This is a genomic window from Micromonospora sp. SYSU B005 (assembly GCF_055362685.1).
In genome coordinates, this window is sequence record NZ_JAXCFU010000008.1 from 21209 (window position 1) to 37850 (window position 16642).

A 16642-nucleotide genomic window follows, 5' to 3' on the forward strand; every position below is an offset into this window, starting at 1 on the left:
ACCTTTCGTGGCGCTCGGACGACGAATGACTGTGACCCCCTCCCCCTCACCTCGGGACGGCCGCTGGCCGGCCCTGCGGCCCTGGCTCGGCGTCGCGGCCCGCCTCGGACTGGCCGCCGTGTGGCTGATCGCCGGTGGCACCAAGGTCGGCGACCTTGCCGCCTCCGGCCGGGCCGTGAACGCGTACCAGGTGATGCCGTACGACGTGGCCACGGTGATCGGCGCGGCGCTGCCGTTCGTCGAGCTGGCCCTGGGCGTCCTGCTGCTCGCCGGGCTCGCCACCCGGATCAGCGCCGGCGTCTCAGCGGCGCTGCTCGTGGTCTTCATCGCCGGCATCGCCTCGGCCTGGGCCCGTGGCCTGGCCATCGACTGCGGGTGTTTCGGCAGCGGCGGGCAGCTCGCCGCCGGCCAGACGCCCAGCTACCTCCCGGAGATCCTCCGGGACCTCGGGTTCCTGGTACTCGCCGGGTTCCTGCTGATCTGGCCCCGCACCCCGTTCTCCGTGGACGGGTGGCTGGCGGGCGACGACACCGTGGAGGACACCGATGAGTAGTCGCAAGGGGCGCAAGGACGCGGCCCGGGTCGTACGCGAGCAGATCGCCCGGGAGAAGCGGCGCAAGCGGACGCTCTGGACCTCGATCGCCGCGGTGCTGGTGCTCGTCATCGCCGGCGGCATCGGCTGGGCGGTCTACTCCAGCCAGAAGTCCGACGAGTTCACCGCCCCGCCCGGGGCCAACGACGCCGGCACCGGCATCGTGCTCGGCACCGGGCCGGTCACCATCGACCTGTACGAGGACTACCTCTGCCCGGCCTGCAAGCAGTTCCAGCAGGTCAACGGCGAGACGCTCAACCAGCTCGTCAGTGAGGGCAAGGCGAAGCTGGTGTTCCACCCGGTGGCGTTCCTGAACCGCTTCTCCACCACGGAATACTCGACCCGCTCCTCGGCCGCCTCCGGCTGCGCCGCCCAGGGCGGCAAGTTCCGCGAGTTCACCGACCAGCTCTTCGCCAAGCAGCCGCCGGAGGGCGGCGCCGGGCTCAGCAACGACGAACTCGTCGACATCGGCGCGGGCGTCGGACTGAACCGGGACGAGTTCGCCTCCTGCGTCTCCGACGGCACGTACCGGTCGTGGACCGAGCACGTCACCGAGGAGGCGAGCAAGTCCGGCGTGACCAGCACCCCGACCATCAAGGTCAACGGCAGCGAGCTCCAGGACCGCAGCCCCGAAGGGCTCAAGTCGGCGGTGGAGGCGGCCGGCAAGTGATCGCACCCCTGCGCCGGGCCGCGCTGGTGCTCGCCGTCGCGGCCACCGCAGTGCTCACGCTCGCCGCGCCGGCCGCCGCACACGGCGCGGACGCGCCCGACGGCACCGACTACCGCGCCACGATCAGCGGCGTCGACCCGGATCGGCCCGGCCTCACCGCGCGCATGGTGGAGGCCGGCGCACGACTGGAGCTGACGAACGACACCGGCGCCGAGGTCACCGTGCTCGGCTACTCCGGTGAGCCGTACCTGCGCATCGGCCCGGGCGGCGTGTACGAGAACACCCGCTCCCCCGCCACGTACCTGAACCGGACGCTGGCCGGGGAGACCCGGCTGCCGGCCGAGGCGAACCCGGCCGCCGCGCCCGACTGGCGGCGGATCGACGACGGCCCCACCGCCCGCTGGCACGACCAGCGCACGCTGTGGCGGGAGGAGGCTCCGCCGGCCGCCGTCGCCGCCGACCCGGACCGGGAACACCGGGTACGCGACTGGGCGGTGCCGCTGCGCGCCGGTGACACCACCGGAGCCGTACGCGGCACGCTGGACTGGGTGCCGCCGCCCGACCCGTACCCCTGGTGGGTTGCCGCCACGCTGGGCTTCCTGCTGATCGGCGCGGCCGGGCTGGCACCTGGTGGCACCGCCGCCGGGGTGCGGGCGCTGCGCGCGGTGGGCGCGCTGCTCGCCCTGGGCGGCGCCGCCACGGTGGCGCTCACCGTCGCCCGCGCGCTGGACACCGGCGCGCCCGGCGTCGGCGGAACGCTCGCCGAGCTGGTCACCGGCCAGGTGTGGACACTGCTCACCGGGCTCGGCGCGCTCGCCGCGGGCGGGTTCGCGCTGGCCCGCCGCCCGGCCGCCGACTTCGTGCTGGCGCTCGCAGGCGCCTGCCTCACGCTGTTCGCCGGGGCGACGAACCTGGCCGCGCTGTCCCGCGCGATCCCCCCGGCCGCCGGCCCGGCCACGCTGGTGCGGGTGCTCGTGGTGGTCGGCCTGGCGACAGGCGCCGGCGCGGTCGCGGCAGGACTGCTGCGCCTGCGCACCGCCGCGAGGGCAGCCCGCGCCACCCCCCACCCAACCCCCACGCCCTGACCCCGCCCCGCCCCGCCCTGGCGATCTGTGAGTGGAGGTTGTCAAGCGTCCCCGGCCCTCGGCGAGATCTTGGTACCAAACGGCCCCCATAGGGGCCCTTTCCTACCAAGATCTCCACTGCTCCCACGATGCGAAACGCCAATCTCGCATAACGGGAGGACGCTCGCCACAACAACCAGCCCGAACGAGGAACTAGTGCCCACCTGAACCCCCGCGATCTCGCATATTCCGCCCCGGCATCCAAGGCGTTCACGACATCTCGAGGGCCCCAATGGCAAGATCACCGAGCGCTGCGAGCGCCCCGGGCACGCACGAGTGGAACACCACGGGTGTCAAACCGCCCCCGACACACCCATCACGTTCCACTCCCGCCGCACTCACGGCGGAGAGGGCGGGAGAGGCGAGGGCCGGGTCAGGTGGGGCGGGGGGCGAAGCCGTAGGGGAGCTCCAGGCGGTGGGCCGTGAGCAGCGCCTCGTCGGACAGGAGGTCGGCGGTGGGGGCGTCGGCGACGATGCGGCCGCCGTCCAGGATCACCGAGCGGGGGCACAGCTCGGCCGCGTACGGCAGGTCGTGCGTGACCATGAGCAGCGTCACCGGCAGGGAGCGCAGGATCTCCGCCAGCTCGCGGCGGGCGGCCGGGTCGAGGTTCGACGACGGCTCGTCCAGCACCAGGATCTCCGGGCGCATGGCCAGCACCGTCGCCACCGCCACCCGGCGCCGCTGCCCGAACGACAGGTGGTGCGGCGCGCGGTCCCGATGCTCGCTCATGCCGACCGCCGCGAGCGCCTCGTCGACCCGGGCGGCCAGCTCGGCGCCGCGCAGGCCCAGGTTGGCCGGGCCGAACGCCACGTCCTCGGCGACTGTGGGCAGGAACAGCTGGTCGTCCGGGTCCTGGAAGACGATGCCGACGCGGCGGCGTACCTCGGCCAGCGTGTCCCGGTCCCGGCTGACGGTCAGGCCGCCGACGGTCACCGTGCCCTCGGTCGGGGTGAGGATGCCGTTGAGGTGCAGCACGAGCGTGGTCTTGCCGGCGCCGTTGGGCCCGAGCAGCGCCACCCGATCGCCGCGCGGCACGGTCAGGTCCACGCCGTGCAGGGCGACGTGACCGTCCGGGTACGCGTACCGGACGCCGTTGACGTCGAGGGAGGGCGGCTGCTGCACGTACCCGATCATTGCAGGACGAGCGCGACGGCGGCGATGGTGGCCGCGATCGCCGGCACGGTCGCGGCGGCCGCCCACTGGCCGGCGGTGGCCGCGCCGGCCCCCTGCCACACCGCCGGCATCCGGCCGGTGTAGCCGCGCGAGAGCATCGCCAGGTAGACCCGCTCGCCGCGCTCGAACGCGCGCAGGAACAGCGCGCCGACCCCGGCCGCGAAGCCGCGCAACTGCCACAGGAACCGTGGGTCGTCGCCGCGCGACACCCGCGCCACGCGCATCCGGCGGGCCTCGCCGACGAGCACCTCCAGGTAGCGCAGCATGAACGTGGCGATCTGGGTGAGGATCTGTGGGCACCGCAGCCGGTCCAGGCCGAGCAGCAGGTCACGCGTCGTCGTGGTCGCCGCCAGCAGGAGCGACGCGAGTACGCCGAGCGTGCCCTTGGCGAGGATGTTGAACGCGCCGTGCAGCCCGTCGACGGACAGGGCGAGCCCTGCTACCTCGACCCGCTCCCCCGCCCCGAGGAACGGCAGCGCGAACGCGAACAGCACGAACGGCAGCTCGATCAGTGCCCGGCTGAGCAGCCAGCGCGGGCCGACCCGGGCCAGCGCGGCCACCGCGGCGACCAGGAGCGCGTAGCCGCCGAAGGCCCAGTACGCCTCCCGGGGCGTCGCCACCACCGCGATGGTGAACAGCACCATCGCGGCGATCTTCACCTCGGGCGGGAGGCGGTGCACCGGCGAGCCGGACTCGCGGTAGAGGACGTGCGCGTGCCCGGCGCCCATGGTCAGCGGGTGCCGGTGGACGGGGTCGCTGCGTCGCCCGCCGGGTCGGTGGTCGCGGTGGTCGTGTCAGGCGCCCCGGGCCCGGCGGACGTGACGGGCGTGGCGGGGCCGCGGCGGCGGGCCAGCCAGAACAGGCCGCCGCCGAGCGCGAAGGTGAGCAGCACGCCGAGTACGCCGGACAGGCCGGTGGAGAGGAAGTCGTTGCCGATGCCGCGGACGCCGTAGTCGGCGAGCGGGCTGTCCGCCAGCTCGTGGTCCTTGGCCTGCTGGGCCGGGCAGCTGCCGCCGGTGATCTCGTCGTCGGCGTTGACGGTGCAGCCCTTGAGCAGCGACGAGTCGAGCCCGTCCGGGTGCGAGGAGGCGTAGTTGCTGACCACGCCGGCCAGCAGCAGGGCCACCAGCAGGCCGCCGAGCAGGAACGGCCAGTGACGCTTGCTCATCGGGCACCTCCGGCGACCGGGACGGCGGGAGCCGGCGTGGCCGGCTTGAGGGCGCGCAGCGCGTACACCAGGTCGGGCCGGACCTTGGCGACGGTGACCACAGTGGTCGCGGTGATCAGGCCCTCGCCGATGCCGATGAGCAGGTGGGCGAAGGCCATGGTGCCGGCCAGGCCGGTGAGGTTGCCGCCGAGGTCGGTGGTGCCGCCCAGCCAGTACTGCAGGACGAAGCCCTGGGACGCGACCACCACGCTGACCAGCGCGGACACGAACGCGGTGACCGCCAGGCCGGCCGGGGTGCGCGGCAGCACGCGCAGCAGGAGCGCGATCAGCAGGTACGCGGCGGCGGTGCCGAGCAGCGCCATGTTGGTGATGTTGAGGCCGAGCATCGCCACCCCGCCGTCACCGAAGACCAGCGCCTGCACGATGAGCACCACGGCGACGCAGAGCGCGCCGACCCAGGGGCCGACGAGCAGCGCGGCCAGCGCCCCGCCGAGCAGGTGACCGCTGACCCCGGCGGTGAAGATCGGGAAGTTGAGCATCTGCACGGCGAAGATGAACGCCGCCACCAGCCCGGCCATCGGGGCCAGCCGGTCGTCGAGGTCGGCGCGGCCCCGCAGCACGCAGAAGGCGAGCGCGGCGAGGGCGAGAGCCGCGAAGATCGCGGCGACCGGACCGTTGATGATCCCGTTGGAGATGTGCATCGCCAGGGTGTCCACGCGCTCAGCGTATTTCCAGGAAGGCACTGTTGCCAATATCTTGCAACTGCACATGGTGCCCGTCACCGCGCCCGCGCGTCGCCGCCCGCCGACCGTACCGGCCCGGCGGTATCGTCACCGCCATGACCGACCGCCTCAAGCCCGGCGACCCCGCCCCCGACTTCACCCTCCCCACCGACGACGGCGGCACGCTGTCCCTGTCCGGCCTGCGCGGCCGCAAGGTCATCCTGTACGCGTACCCGGCCGCCATGACGCCCGGCTGCACGAAGCAGGCGTGTGACTTCCGGGACTCGCTCGCCTCCCTCCAGGCCGTCGGCTACGAGGTGGTGGGCGTCTCGCCGGACAAGCCCGCGAAGCTCGCCAAGTTCCGCGACCGGGACGCCATCACGTTCCCGCTGGTCTCCGACGAGGACAAGGCGGTGCTGACCGCGTACGGCGCGTTCGGCGAGAAGCAGATGTACGGCCGCACCGTCACCGGCGTGATCCGCTCGACGTTCGTGGTGGACGAGGACGGCAAGATCGAGCAGGCGTTCTACAACGTGCGGGCCACCGGCCACGTCGCCAAGCTGCGCCGGGACCTCGGCCTCGACTGAGGTCGCCGGACGGGCCGCCTCGTCGCGGCTCGTCGCGTCGCGGCCGGTCGCGGCCCGGAGTACACACGGCTCCGGCGCGACGCTCTAAACTCAGCGGGCCGGCGGGAGTGGCGGAACGGCAGACGCGCAGGCCTTAGGAGCCTGTGTCCGAGAGGACGTGGGGGTTCGAAACCCCCCTCCCGCACCATCAACTGTGTCACCCGCATCACGAACGCGGGTCCGGGCCACGTCGTCACGCGCAGGATGGCGTCGTGGACCTGCGCTTCGTACTCGACCCCGACCTGACTCCCGAACTGCGCGAGCAGATCATCGCGCTCTGGGTGGACGTGACGAACGCCGGCGGCGCCGTCGGCTTCGTCGCCCCGGTGACGGCCGACGACGTACGCCCGCTCGCCACCTCCACGCTCGACGAGGTGGCGGACGGGCCGGACCGGCTGCTCGCCGGCTACGAGGGCGAGAAGCTGGTCGCGGTGCTGGTCATCGCCGACAACCGGTTCCACCTCAAGACGCACTGGCGGGTGCTCAAGCGCGTCATGGTGCACCCGGACACGCAGGGACGCGGCCACGGCGCGGCGCTGATGCGCGAGGCCGAGCGGATCGCCTGCGGCCTCGGCCTGACGGCGCTGCACGTGACGGTCCGCGACGGCCTGGGGCTGGACCGCTTCTACAAGCGCCTCGGCTACCGCGAGATCGGCCGCCTCCCCGCCGCACTGCGCCTGTCCCCCACCGACGCCCGCGACGAGATCCTCATGTGGCTGGACCTCCCCACCTCCCCCTGACCCACCCACCCCACCCCGCCCTGCCCCGCCCCGCCCTAGCCTGCCCCGCCGATCTTGCACTTTCCGCCCCCGCAAAAGCCGCATTCAGGGCATGTCGAGGGCCGCAAGTGCAAGATCAACGAGGTGGGGGCGGGTCAGGAACAGGGGGTTTGGGTGGGAAGGGCGGCGGCTGCCTGCACGACGGGGTCCACCGGGGCGGGGGCGGGGGCCGGCGACGTTGTGCGGGTGGAAGGGCTTGGGGTGGAGGTTCTGGGCGTCGGGGTCGGCTTCTTCGGGGTCGGCCTGGGGGTGGCGGGATCGGCGCCGTACATGCGGGTCTTGCTGCGCTGCACCTGGCCGGGGAGCATCCGGACGCCGGTGGCCGTCACGCGGTGGCCGTACACGTCGGTGACCCGGATCTCGTACGGGCCGGGACCGGCCCCGGACGGGATCAGCCAGTAGTTGTAGTCCTGCCGCTGCGCCGCCCGCCACGAACCGTTCTGCCGAACCTCGACCGAGCGCAGCGGGTTGCCGTGGTCACCGACCAGGACGGCGAACCACCACTGCGACGAGCCCTCCTTCATCCGGAAGGTGAGCGGGCCGGGCAGCCTCGGGTTCACCACCGCGCGGTAGCTGACCTTCACCACTCCCTGCACCGGATCGGCGATCCGGGCGAACGCCTCGGCGGACAGGTCGAGGTGGCCTGGTGCGCACTCCGGGCACTGGTCCATCACGAGCACCCGGACGGTGCCGCGTGGGCCGGTGACGTCGAGGAAGCCGCCGCAGGAGGCGCCGGAGGCGTACTCGCTCGGGCCGAGCGCGACGTACATCCGGTCGGCGGGCGCGGCGGGCCGGGAGCAGTTGCCACCGGCACCCTCGGAGTCGTAGAAGGTGGCCTTGCCGCTGTGCGTCGCGCCACCGACGGGCGGGGCCGCAGCCACCGGCAGGGCAGCGCCGGGCGGCAGAACCGCGGGCGGAAGAGCGGCCACGGCAGCGCGCCCAGCCGGGGCGGCGCAGGCGGGGGCGGCCCCGCCGCGTACCGCGAGGGTCACCGCGACCGCGGCGGCGACGGTGACCAGCCCGGCGGCGGCCAGGCGGCGACGGCGTGCGGCGGTGCGGCGCCGGTCGTCCGGGGTGGCGGGTCCGGGCGCGGCGCCGGTGGTCGGCGGGTGGGGTGCGGGGCCGTCGGTCACGCCGGTCGATGCTGCCGGACCGGCGCGCCGTGGGACAAGCGAGCTAAGCGAAAGCTAAACCGGGCGCAGCGTACGGGCGGTGGAGACGACACCGGCCAGCCCGCCGGCCAGGTCGGGGCGCTGCCGCAGCGAGTCCTCCAGGCGGACGCGCCACACGCCGGTCTCGACCGGCAGCCGGGCGTCGCCGGCCCAGCGGACCCGGTCCCGGCTCTCGTCGAGGGCCACCGCCGCCGCAGGGCCCATCAGGGCGCCGAGTTCGCCACGCAGCCAGCCGAACAGCTGCTCGTCGTGGATCGCCCCGCCGATGACCCGGGCGGCGTCCCACGCCACCCGCGGTTGGTGGATGACCTGCATCTCGACTCCTCGGTCGATGTGGCATTCCTCACTATCATCGATCCCGCAGCCGGCCGGGGCAAGGCCCGGAACCGGCCACCTCACCGCGGCGGACCCGCGCCGCCGGGGCGTCACCGTCCGGGCGCGGGTCCACACGGTACGACGCGAATCAGTAGCATCGCGGCATGTCAGATCGCCACCAGCTCACCGATTCCGACACTCGCGCGCAGGGCTCCGATGTGGAGCCGGGCGGGCCGGTGGAGGAGAAGGCGCCCCGGCGCCGCCGGGGCCGGCGGATCGCCCTGATCGTGCTGCTCGTAGTGGTGCTGCTGACCGGCGGCACCGCCCTGGCCGGCGGCCTCTACTACCGCTCCGTCGACAAGTCGATCGAGCGGGTCGACGCCTTCGAGGGCGTCCCGGACGAGTCGCGGCCGCAGGTCGAGGCCAAGGGCGCGATGAACATCATGATCCTGGGCAGCGACTCCCGCGACCCGGAGAGCACCGGCGGCTCGCGCAGCGACACGATCATCCTGGCCCACCTGCCGAAGGACCGGTCGAGCGCCCAGCTCATCTCGATCCCCCGCGACACCTGGACGGCCGTCCCGAAGTCGAAGGAAGGCCGCGGCGGTCGCGACGCGAAGATCAATGCCGCGTACGCCTGGGGCGGCGTGCCGCTGATGGTGCAGACGGTGGAGAAGTTCAGCGGCGTCCGGGTGGACAACGTGGCGATGGTCGACTTCGCCGGCTTCAAGGAGATCATCGACGCGCTCGGCGGTGTCGAGATCGACGTGGAGAAGGGCTTCACCACGAAGTACTCGCTGATCGGCACGCGGACCTTCGAGAAGGGCCGGCAGACGATGGACGGGGCCGCCGCGCTGGACTACGCGCGGGAGCGGCACGCCTTCCCGGACGGCGACTTCGCGCGTATCCGGCACCAGCAGCAGGTGATCAAGGCGATCCTGGACAAGGCCGCCTCGGGCGGTGTGCTGACCAACCCGGCCAAGCTGAACTCGTTCGTCCGCGCCACGTCCGACTCGGTGGCCGTCGACAAGTCACTGTCGCTGGTGGATCTCGCGATGGAGATGCGGGGCCTGCGCGGCGGCAACCTGACGTTCTTCACCTGCCCGGTCAAGGGCACCGGCCGGGTCGGCAGCGAGAGCGTCGTGTTCCCCGATCCGGCGCGCTCGAAGACGCTGTTCGACGCGGTGCGCCGCGACTCGGTCCCCGAGATCCTCGCCATCAGCGGAAAGTAGGACGTCGATCTGCCATGCCGGTGCTGGCGGCGGGGCGGGGTCGCTCGTATCCTGCGATCGCCGTCGGTCTCTGTATCCGGGCCGGCGGCGTCACGGGGGAGGATCGACCATGCCACGCCTGCCGGCGTTCGAGCATCCGTCCGCGCCGCCGTCCGGTGTGGCCATGAACAGGCCGATGGACAGCGGCATGGACACGACCACTGTGCTGCCGTACGCGGGGTCGCGCGCGTCGACGCGTACCCGATGGTTGCGGGCCTGGATGGTGACCGCGCCCATCGACGTCGCGGCGCTGCTCACGCCGCTGCTGCTGACCCAGAACTACTGGCGTGGCACGTTGTTCAACGCCGCGCTCACAGTGGGCCTGTTCGCCGCGGGCGGGCTCTACCGGCCGCGCCGGCACATCAGCATCCTGGACGAACTGCCGAGCCTCGGCGGCCGGTTGCTGGCCTCCGGCGCGGTGGGGGCGATCATCGCGGCGTTGCGGCACGACTCGGTGCCGTACGTCAGCGGGTTCATGCGCGGTGTCGCGCTCTCCGCCGGCCTGGTGATCGTCGGGCGGGCGCTGAACAGCCGGCTCATCCTGCTGGCCCGCAAGCGCCGGTGGGTGGAGCACAACGCGATAGTCATCGGCGGCGGGCCGATCGGCGGCGAGCTGGCCCGGCTGCTGCGGCGCTACCCGCAGTACGGGCTGCGGTTCGTCGGCGCCGTCGACGCCCCGTCGCGGCCGCGGATCGGCGCGTTGCCGCTCATCGGCACCATCGACGACCTGGAGAAGCTCGCCGAGATGCTGGAGTGCGAGGTCCTGGTCATCGCGGACCCGGACTGCTCCGAGGCCGACCTGATGGAGGCGCTGCTGCGCCCGGCCAGTTCCCGCTGTGACCTGTGGGCGGTGCCGCGCCTGTGGGGCTCGCGGTCGCAGGGCGGCTACCCCGACCACATCGGCGCCATCCCGATCGTCAAGATCGGCGACACCACGCTCACCGGCCCCCGGTGGCGGCTCAAACGCGCCTCCGACGTGGTGTTCGCGGTGACCGCCCTGCTCGTGCTGAGCCCGCTGCTGCTGCTCTGCGCCGTCGCCACGTTCCTCGACGGCGGCCGGGGCGTGTTCTTCCGTCAGGAGCGCATCGGCCGGTACGGCAAGCCGTTCCACGTGATCAAGTTCCGGTCGATGCGCCCGGCCGACGAGTACGAGTCGCAGACCACCTGGTCGATCGCGCACGACGAGCGGGTCGGGCCGATCGGGCGGTTCATGCGGCGTACCTCACTGGACGAGCTGCCGCAGCTGTGGAACATCCTGCGCGGCGAGATGAGCGTGGTGGGGCCCCGGCCGGAGCGGCCGTACTTCGTGGAGAAGTTCTCCATGGAATACCCGAGGTACGCGATGCGGCACCGCGTACCGGTCGGGCTCACCGGGCTGGCGCAGGTCAGCGGTCTGCGCGGGGACACGCCGATCTCGGACCGGGCGCGGTTCGACAACTACTACGTCGAGAACTGGTCGCTCTGGCTCGACATCAAGATCGTGCTGCGTACCGTCACCGAGGTGTTCCGGGGCGGAGGGCGCTGAACGCCTCGGCCAGGTCCGCGTGCCACTCCCCCGGCGGCGGCAGCTTCGCGGCGGCCCACCGGCCGTGCGCCAGCACGCTGTAGCGGGGGCGCGGCGCCGGGCGCGGGAAGCTGTCGCTCGTCGTCGGCCGGACCCGGTCCGGGTCGAGACCACGCAGGGCGAACACGGCGCGGGCCAGGCCGTACCAGGTGGTCTCGCCGGCGGCGGTGCCGTGGTACGTCCCCGGTGCCGCGTCGCCGGCGAGCGCCGCGTCGGCGAGCGCCACGAGACGCTCCGCGAGCCGGTACGACCAGGTGGGCTGTCCGCGCTGGTCGTCCACCACGTCGAGCCGGTCGCGTTCGGCCGCCAGCCGCAGCATGGTGGTGACGAAGTTGCGCCCGTGGGTGGCGTAGAGCCAGGCGGTGCGCACCACGTACCCGGTCTCGGGCAGCAGCCGGGCCACCGCCCGCTCCCCGGCGAGCTTGCTGCGCCCGTACGCGTTGACCGGGCCGGTCGGGGCGTCCTCCGGGTACGGCTCGGTGGCGTCCCCGGCGAACACGTAGTCGGTGGAGACGTGCACGAGACGCGCGCCGGACACGGCACAGGCGCCGGCCAGCGCGGCCACCGCGTCGCCGTTCACGGCGGTGGCGTCCCGCTCGCGCGTCTCGGCGCCGTCCACGTCGGTCCACGCGGCCGCGTTGAACACCACGTCGTGGCCGCCCACCGCGTCCCGGACCGCGTGTGTGTCGGTGACGTCGAGGTCGGCGCGGCCGGCGGCGGTGACGGACAGGTCCGGCCGGGTCCGCAGCACGGCCAGCAGGTCCCGCCCGAGCATCCCGCCCGCGCCGGTGACCAGGATCCGGGTCATTCGGGGCCGGCCGTCTTCAGCGGCTCCCACCAGGCCCGGTTGTCCCGGTACCAGCTGATCGTCTCGGCCAGGCCCCGGTCGAGGTCGATGCTCGGGGCGTACCCCAGCTCGCTGCTGATCTTGCTGATGTCCAGCGAGTACCGGCGGTCGTGGCCCTTGCGGTCGGTGACCGGCACGACCCGGTCCCAGCCGGCCCCGCACGCCGCCAGGAGCCGCTCGGTGAGCTGCCGGTTGGTCAGCTCGGTGCCGCCGCCGATGTGGTAGACCTCACCGGCCCGCCCCTTCTCCTGCACCATCGCCACGCCCCGGCAGTGGTCGTGCACGTGCAGCCAGTCCCGGACGTTGCCGCCGTCGCCGTAGAGCGGCACGGTGCCGCCGTCGAGCAGGTTGGTCACGAACAGCGGGACGACCTTCTCCGGGAACTGGTACGGCCCGTAGTTGTTGGAGCAGCGGGTCACCACGACGTCCAGGCCGTGGGTGCGGTGGTAGGACAGCGCCAGCAGGTCCGACCCGGCCTTCGACGCGGAGTACGGCGAGTTCGGCGCCAGCGGCCAGTCCTCCGTCCACGAGCCGGAGTCGATCGAGCCGTACACCTCGTCGGTGGAGACGTGCACGAACCGGCGGACGCCGTGCCGCAGCGCGGCGTCCAGCAGCGTCTGGGTGCCGAGGACGTTCGTGGTGACGAACGGTGCCGCGCCGGTGATCGAACGGTCCACGTGCGACTCGGCGGCGAAGTGGACGATCACGTCGTGGCCCGGCACCACCTCGTCGACAAGCGCCGGATCGCAGATGTCACCGCGGACGAAGCGCAGCCGGGGGTCGTCGCGTACCGGCGCCAGGTTCGCCAGGTTGCCGGAGTAGGTGAGCTTGTCCAGCACTGTGAGCGCGGCCGGGCCCTCGACCGGCACCCCGGCCGCGTCGCCGCCGGGCACGCCCAGCAGCATCCGCACGTACTCCGACCCGATGAAGCCGGCGCCGCCGGTGACGAGGACCCTCACGGGTCGTGGAGTCTACGCCGTAGCGGCAGCCCGGGCGGGACGTCGACGGGCCACGGGGGCGGCGGCGTCGCGGGTAGTCTCCGCGGGTGCGCGGAATCCTTCTCGCCGGTGGCACCGGATCCCGGCTCTGGCCGATCACCCGGGCCGTCTCGAAGCAACTGATGCCGGTGTTCGACAAGCCGATGGTCTACTACCCGCTCTCCACTCTGGTGATGGCCGGGGTGCGGGAGATCCTGGTGGTGACCACACCGGAGGACCGCACCCAGTTCGAGCGGCTGCTCGGCGACGGCAGTCAGTGGGGGCTGCGCCTGTCGTACACCGAGCAGCCCCGCCCGGAGGGCATCGCGCAGGCGTTCCTGCTCGGCGCCGACTTCGTCGGCGAGGAGTCGGTGGCGCTGATCCTCGGCGACAACATCTTCCACGGCGTCGGGCTCGGCCGGCAGCTCGCGCAGCACCGCGAACCGGCCGGTGGGCGGGTCTTCGCGTACCCGGTGGCGAACCCGCAGGACTACGGCGTGGTCGAGTTCGACGACGCCGGCCGGGTGCTGTCGATCGAGGAGAAGCCGGCCCGCCCCCGGTCCCGGTACGCGGTGCCGGGCCTCTACTTCTACGACAACCGGGTGGTCGACATCGCCCGCAAGCTGACCCCGAGCGCCCGCGGCGAGCTGGAGATCACCGCGATCAACGAGACGTACCGGGCGTGGGGCGAGCTGACGGTGACGGTGCTCGACCGGGGCACCGCCTGGCTGGACACCGGCACGTTCGCGTCGATGATGCAGGCCGCCGAGTTCGTCCGGGTGATCGAGGAACGCCAGGGCATGAAGATCGGCTGCGTCGAGGAGGTCGTCTGGCGGTCCGGGCTGATCGACGACGAGCGGCTGCGGATGCTGGCCCATCCGCTGACCCGCAGCGGCTACGGCGAGTACCTGCTGGGCCTGCTCGCCGACCGGTCCGGGACGGTGGGCGCGTCGTGAAGATCCGTCCGCTGGGCATCGAGGGTGCCTGGGAGGTGACCCCGCGCCTGCACGGCGACCCGCGCGGCCTGTTCCTGGAGTGGTACCGCTTCGACCGGCTCGCCGAGGCGGTCGGGCATCCGCTGCGGCTGGCGCAGGGCAACCTGTCCGTGTCGGCGCGGGACGTGGTGCGCGGCATCCACTTCGCCGACGTACCGCCCGGGCAGGCCAAGTACGTGACCTGCGCGCGCGGGGCGGTGCTGGACGTGGTGGTGGACGTGCGGGTCGGCTCGCCGACGTACGGCCGGTGGGAGGCGGTACGTCTCGACGACACCGACCGGCGGGCCGTCTACCTGGCCGAGGGGCTGGGGCACGGGTTCTGCGCGCTCACCGACGACGCGACGCTCAGCTACCTCTGCTCCGCCACGTACAACCCGGCGGCCGAGCACACGGTGCACCCGCTCGATCCGGACCTCGGGATCGACTGGCCGGCGGCGACGCCGCTGCTGTCCGAGCGGGACGCGTCGGCACCGCGCCTGGCCGAGGCGCGGGCGGCGGGCCTGTTGCCCGGCTACGACGCCTGCCGCTCCTTCACCGAAGCGTTGGACACCCGGCCGTCGCTCTGACCCGGCACACCCGCCGGCTCCGCGACGGCGTCGGCCGGACGGCGGCGCGCCACCGTCGCCCAGAGCGCCCGCACGTCCGCGCTCACCGGAGTGCCGGCCCTGCGGTAGCCGAGCACCAGCGCGATGCCGACCCCGACGGCCAGGCCGCCGAGCGCGCCGCCGAGGGCGTACCACTGCCACCGCACCGGCTCGGGACGCGGCGGCGGCGCGGCGGCCCGGACCACCGCGACGTGGGCCTTGAGCCCGAGTCCGGCGGGCGGCAGGTCACGTTCGGCGATCCGTTGCAGTTCGGCGGCGAGCGCGGCGGCGATCGCCGCGGCCGTGCCGGCGGACCGGTCGGTGACCGCCACGTCGATCGCCAGCGAGTCGACAGTGGACGAGGCGACGACACGGCCGGCCAGGTCGTCGGTGGTGTACGGCAGTCCGAGCGAGTCGATCACCGGGCGGGTCAGCCGGGGCGTGTTCATCATGGTGGCGTACGTCTTCACCCGCCGCTGCATCAGCCGGCCCGCCTCGTCCGCAGGCGGGCGGGGCTGGGGCTCGGCCGACTTCTCGGCGGCGAACGTGACGAGCATCTGGGTCTCGGCCCGGTAGACCGGCGGCCGGCGTTCGGCGAGGACCCCGGTGAACGCGCCGCACAGCAGCGTCAGCGCCAGCACGATCGGCCACCGCCTGCCGATCGTGTCGCGGAAGTGGGCGAGGTCCACGACGCGTCACCCTACCGGCGTCGTGGAGCCCTGGGCGTACCCGCCCGCCGGGTCCATTGCGCGGCGGCGCTCATGTCGGGTAGAACAGGCCCGCACACATCCGCGCATCTCGGGGGAAGATCGAGTGGATTCCGCGTGGCCGGCTCGTGGCCGGTGCCGGCGCCTGGGCGCCGGGTGTTAGGCCGGCTCCGGCGGATCGTCTCCCCCGAGCGTCTCTATCTGGTCGCCCTGGGCCTGACCGGCCTCGCCGCGCTGGTGTCGGTGACGCTGCCGGCGGCGGAACGCGGCGAACTCGCGGCGAACATGGTCAGCGCCACAGTGGGCGCGGCTCTCGGCGGCCTGTCCGTCGACACGTTTCTGCTGTCCCGCCCGGCCGGCTGGATCATGTCGCGCGGTCGCCTGTGGATCGCCGGCATCCTGACCGTGTCACTCGGCCTCACCGCGCTGGCCTCGGCGCTGCTGACCACGCTGGCCGGGCTGGGCAGCCACCCGGTCGGCATCGGGGCGGGCTGCGCGCTCACCGTGTTCAACACTGCTGCCTCGCTCGGCCTGCGCCTGAAGCGGTTCTGGTTCGTCTACACGATGCGGGCGCTCGGCGGTGCGGTGCTGGTGGCCGGGTACGGGCTGCTGTGGCTGGGCCACCGGCTCGACGGTGGCCTGTGGAGCGTCCTCTGGCTGGGCGTGCAGGTCGCCACCGCGACGGTGCTCGGGGTGGCGGTGCTGGGCTGGGCGCGGCGGTTCGGTCCGGTGCCGGCGGCGACGGCCGGGCGCACGGAGTACCGCGCCGACCTGCTCGCGGTGGGCCGGCTGCACGTCGGGGTGTGCGCGCAGATGCTGACGTACCGGCTGAGCCAGGTCCTGGTGGCCCGCTTCGCCGGCGCGGGTGCGCTCGGCGTGTTCGCGCTGGCGGTGGCGGCGCTGGAGTTCGCGCAGTCCGGCGCGGTGGTACGGGCGCAGCGGATCCTTGCCGAACGCGACCCGGACGCGATCGGCGACCACGGCCGCGACGTGGTCAGGTCGGCGCTGCCGATCGCCGCGCTCGCCGTGATCGGCCTGGCGGTGCTCGGCGTGCTGGCGCCCGACTACCACGACGCCTGGATCTTCGGGCTGCTCCTGCTGCCGGGGACGCTGGCGTTGTCGGCCGGCAAGACGTGGAGCGCGGCGCTGCTCAAGCGCGCGGGCGAGCAGGCCACCACCGCCGTGGCCCTGGTCACCATGTCGGTGTCGGTCGTGCTGTACGTTCTGCTCATCCCGTGGGCCGGCGCGCTCGGCGCCGCGGTCGCGTCGTCTGTCGCCTACGGCGTCTACGCGTTGCGCACCCGGCAGCGACTCCAGCGGTCCACGCACCTCCTCGTCAATCGGATGGCCTAGCG

The 16642-nt window shown here is 73.3% G+C and carries 19 protein-coding genes and 1 tRNA gene; 11 read left to right on the forward strand and 9 right to left on the reverse strand.

Annotated elements, in window-relative coordinates; translation table 11 throughout:
* Window positions 1–25 precede the first annotated feature (25 nt).
* From SM452_RS19010 to SM452_RS19020, 3 genes are read left to right on the forward strand one after another with little or no spacing between them, the layout of a single operon-like run.
* On the forward strand, window positions 26–553 hold the full coding sequence (locus SM452_RS19010) for a MauE/DoxX family redox-associated membrane protein (RefSeq protein WP_463840402.1): 528 nt from the start codon (window positions 26–28) through the stop codon (window positions 551–553).
* On the forward strand, window positions 546–1262 hold the full coding sequence (locus SM452_RS19015) for a thioredoxin domain-containing protein (protein ID WP_463840403.1): 717 nt from the start codon (window positions 546–548) through the stop codon (window positions 1260–1262). Before SM452_RS19010 ends, SM452_RS19015 begins: the two co-directional genes overlap by 8 nt.
* Entirely contained in the window at window positions 1259–2347 is a 1089-nt protein-coding gene (locus SM452_RS19020; RefSeq protein ID WP_463840404.1) for a hypothetical protein, read from the forward strand. Before SM452_RS19015 ends, SM452_RS19020 begins: the two co-directional genes overlap by 4 nt.
* 412 nt (window positions 2348–2759) lie before the next feature.
* Here the strand turns inward: SM452_RS19020 and SM452_RS19025 are convergent, their stop codons facing one another.
* From SM452_RS19025 to SM452_RS19040, 4 genes are read right to left on the reverse strand one after another with little or no spacing between them, the layout of a single operon-like run.
* Window positions 2760–3521 carry an energy-coupling factor ABC transporter ATP-binding protein gene (locus SM452_RS19025; RefSeq protein ID WP_355507403.1) on the reverse strand — a complete coding sequence of 254 codons (762 nt, stop codon included), beginning with the start codon at window positions 3519–3521 and terminating at the stop codon, window positions 2760–2762.
* Entirely contained in the window at window positions 3518–4288 is a 771-nt protein-coding gene (gene cbiQ / locus SM452_RS19030) for a cobalt ECF transporter T component CbiQ (protein WP_262014839.1), read from the reverse strand. The genes SM452_RS19025 and cbiQ overlap by 4 nt, the downstream gene beginning before the upstream one ends.
* 2 nt (window positions 4289–4290) lie before the next feature.
* Window positions 4291–4728 carry a PDGLE domain-containing protein gene (locus SM452_RS19035; protein ID WP_262014840.1) on the reverse strand — a complete coding sequence of 146 codons (438 nt, stop codon included), beginning with the start codon at window positions 4726–4728 and terminating at the stop codon, window positions 4291–4293.
* Window positions 4725–5444, reverse strand: a complete 720-nt coding sequence (locus SM452_RS19040) for an energy-coupling factor ABC transporter permease (RefSeq protein WP_030270233.1) — start codon at window positions 5442–5444, stop codon at window positions 4725–4727. The genes SM452_RS19035 and SM452_RS19040 overlap by 4 nt, the downstream gene beginning before the upstream one ends.
* 122 nt (window positions 5445–5566) lie before the next feature.
* On the opposite strand from SM452_RS19040, the gene bcp reads away from it, so the two are divergent.
* The 3 genes from bcp to SM452_RS19055 all read left to right on the forward strand — a co-directional run bounded on the left by bcp (window position 5567) and on the right by SM452_RS19055 (window position 6816).
* A complete protein-coding gene (gene bcp / locus SM452_RS19045; protein WP_463840405.1) occupies window positions 5567–6037 on the forward strand; it encodes a thioredoxin-dependent thiol peroxidase in 471 nt (156 codons plus the stop codon).
* Window positions 6038–6138: 101 nt separating this feature from the next.
* Window positions 6139–6224, forward strand: a tRNA-Leu gene (locus tag SM452_RS19050).
* A gap of 64 nt (window positions 6225–6288) precedes the next feature.
* A complete protein-coding gene (locus SM452_RS19055) occupies window positions 6289–6816 on the forward strand; it encodes a GNAT family N-acetyltransferase (RefSeq protein WP_262014842.1) in 528 nt (175 codons plus the stop codon).
* A gap of 134 nt (window positions 6817–6950) precedes the next feature.
* Here the strand turns inward: SM452_RS19055 and SM452_RS19060 are convergent, their stop codons facing one another.
* Window positions 6951–7988, reverse strand: a complete 1038-nt coding sequence (locus SM452_RS19060) for an expansin EXLX1 family cellulose-binding protein (protein ID WP_355507396.1) — start codon at window positions 7986–7988, stop codon at window positions 6951–6953.
* A 54-nt stretch (window positions 7989–8042) separates the two neighbouring features.
* Window positions 8043–8342, reverse strand: a complete 300-nt coding sequence (locus tag SM452_RS19065; RefSeq protein ID WP_262014844.1) for a hypothetical protein — start codon at window positions 8340–8342, stop codon at window positions 8043–8045.
* A 164-nt stretch (window positions 8343–8506) separates the two neighbouring features.
* On the opposite strand from SM452_RS19065, the gene SM452_RS19070 reads away from it, so the two are divergent.
* Window positions 8507–9574, forward strand: coding sequence for an LCP family protein (locus SM452_RS19070; protein ID WP_463840406.1), 1068 nt, complete (start codon window positions 8507–8509; stop codon window positions 9572–9574).
* A gap of 109 nt (window positions 9575–9683) precedes the next feature.
* The gene (locus SM452_RS19075) at window positions 9684–11138 is read left to right on the forward strand and encodes a sugar transferase (RefSeq protein ID WP_262014846.1); all 1455 of its coding nucleotides are present in this window, start codon (window positions 9684–9686) and stop codon (window positions 11136–11138) included.
* Here the strand turns inward: SM452_RS19075 and rfbD are convergent.
* Together rfbD and rfbB are read right to left on the reverse strand one after the other, a co-directional pair.
* Entirely contained in the window at window positions 11107–11985 is an 879-nt protein-coding gene (gene rfbD, locus SM452_RS19080; RefSeq protein ID WP_402809960.1) for a dTDP-4-dehydrorhamnose reductase, read from the reverse strand. The genes SM452_RS19075 and rfbD overlap by 32 nt on opposite strands.
* Complete coding sequence (rfbB, locus tag SM452_RS19085; RefSeq protein ID WP_463840407.1) at window positions 11982–12983, reverse strand: dTDP-glucose 4,6-dehydratase; 1002 nt, start codon at window positions 12981–12983, stop codon at window positions 11982–11984. Before rfbB ends, rfbD begins: the two co-directional genes overlap by 4 nt.
* 86 nt (window positions 12984–13069) lie before the next feature.
* Between rfbB and rfbA the strand changes: the two genes are divergently transcribed.
* The gene (rfbA, locus tag SM452_RS19090; protein ID WP_262014849.1) at window positions 13070–13957 is read left to right on the forward strand and encodes a glucose-1-phosphate thymidylyltransferase RfbA; all 888 of its coding nucleotides are present in this window, start codon (window positions 13070–13072) and stop codon (window positions 13955–13957) included.
* A complete protein-coding gene (locus tag SM452_RS19095; RefSeq protein WP_463840408.1) occupies window positions 13954–14562 on the forward strand; it encodes a dTDP-4-dehydrorhamnose 3,5-epimerase family protein in 609 nt (202 codons plus the stop codon). Before rfbA ends, SM452_RS19095 begins: the two co-directional genes overlap by 4 nt.
* Here SM452_RS19095 and SM452_RS19100 read toward each other — a convergent pair.
* The gene (locus tag SM452_RS19100; protein WP_262014851.1) at window positions 14508–15269 is read right to left on the reverse strand and encodes a YveK family protein; all 762 of its coding nucleotides are present in this window, start codon (window positions 15267–15269) and stop codon (window positions 14508–14510) included. The genes SM452_RS19095 and SM452_RS19100 overlap by 55 nt on opposite strands.
* 174 nt (window positions 15270–15443) lie before the next feature.
* Here SM452_RS19100 and SM452_RS19105 point away from each other — a divergent pair, with 174 nt between their 5' ends.
* Window positions 15444–16640, forward strand: coding sequence for a polysaccharide biosynthesis protein (locus tag SM452_RS19105; protein WP_463840409.1), 1197 nt, complete (start codon window positions 15444–15446; stop codon window positions 16638–16640).
* Window positions 16641–16642 lie beyond the last annotated feature (2 nt).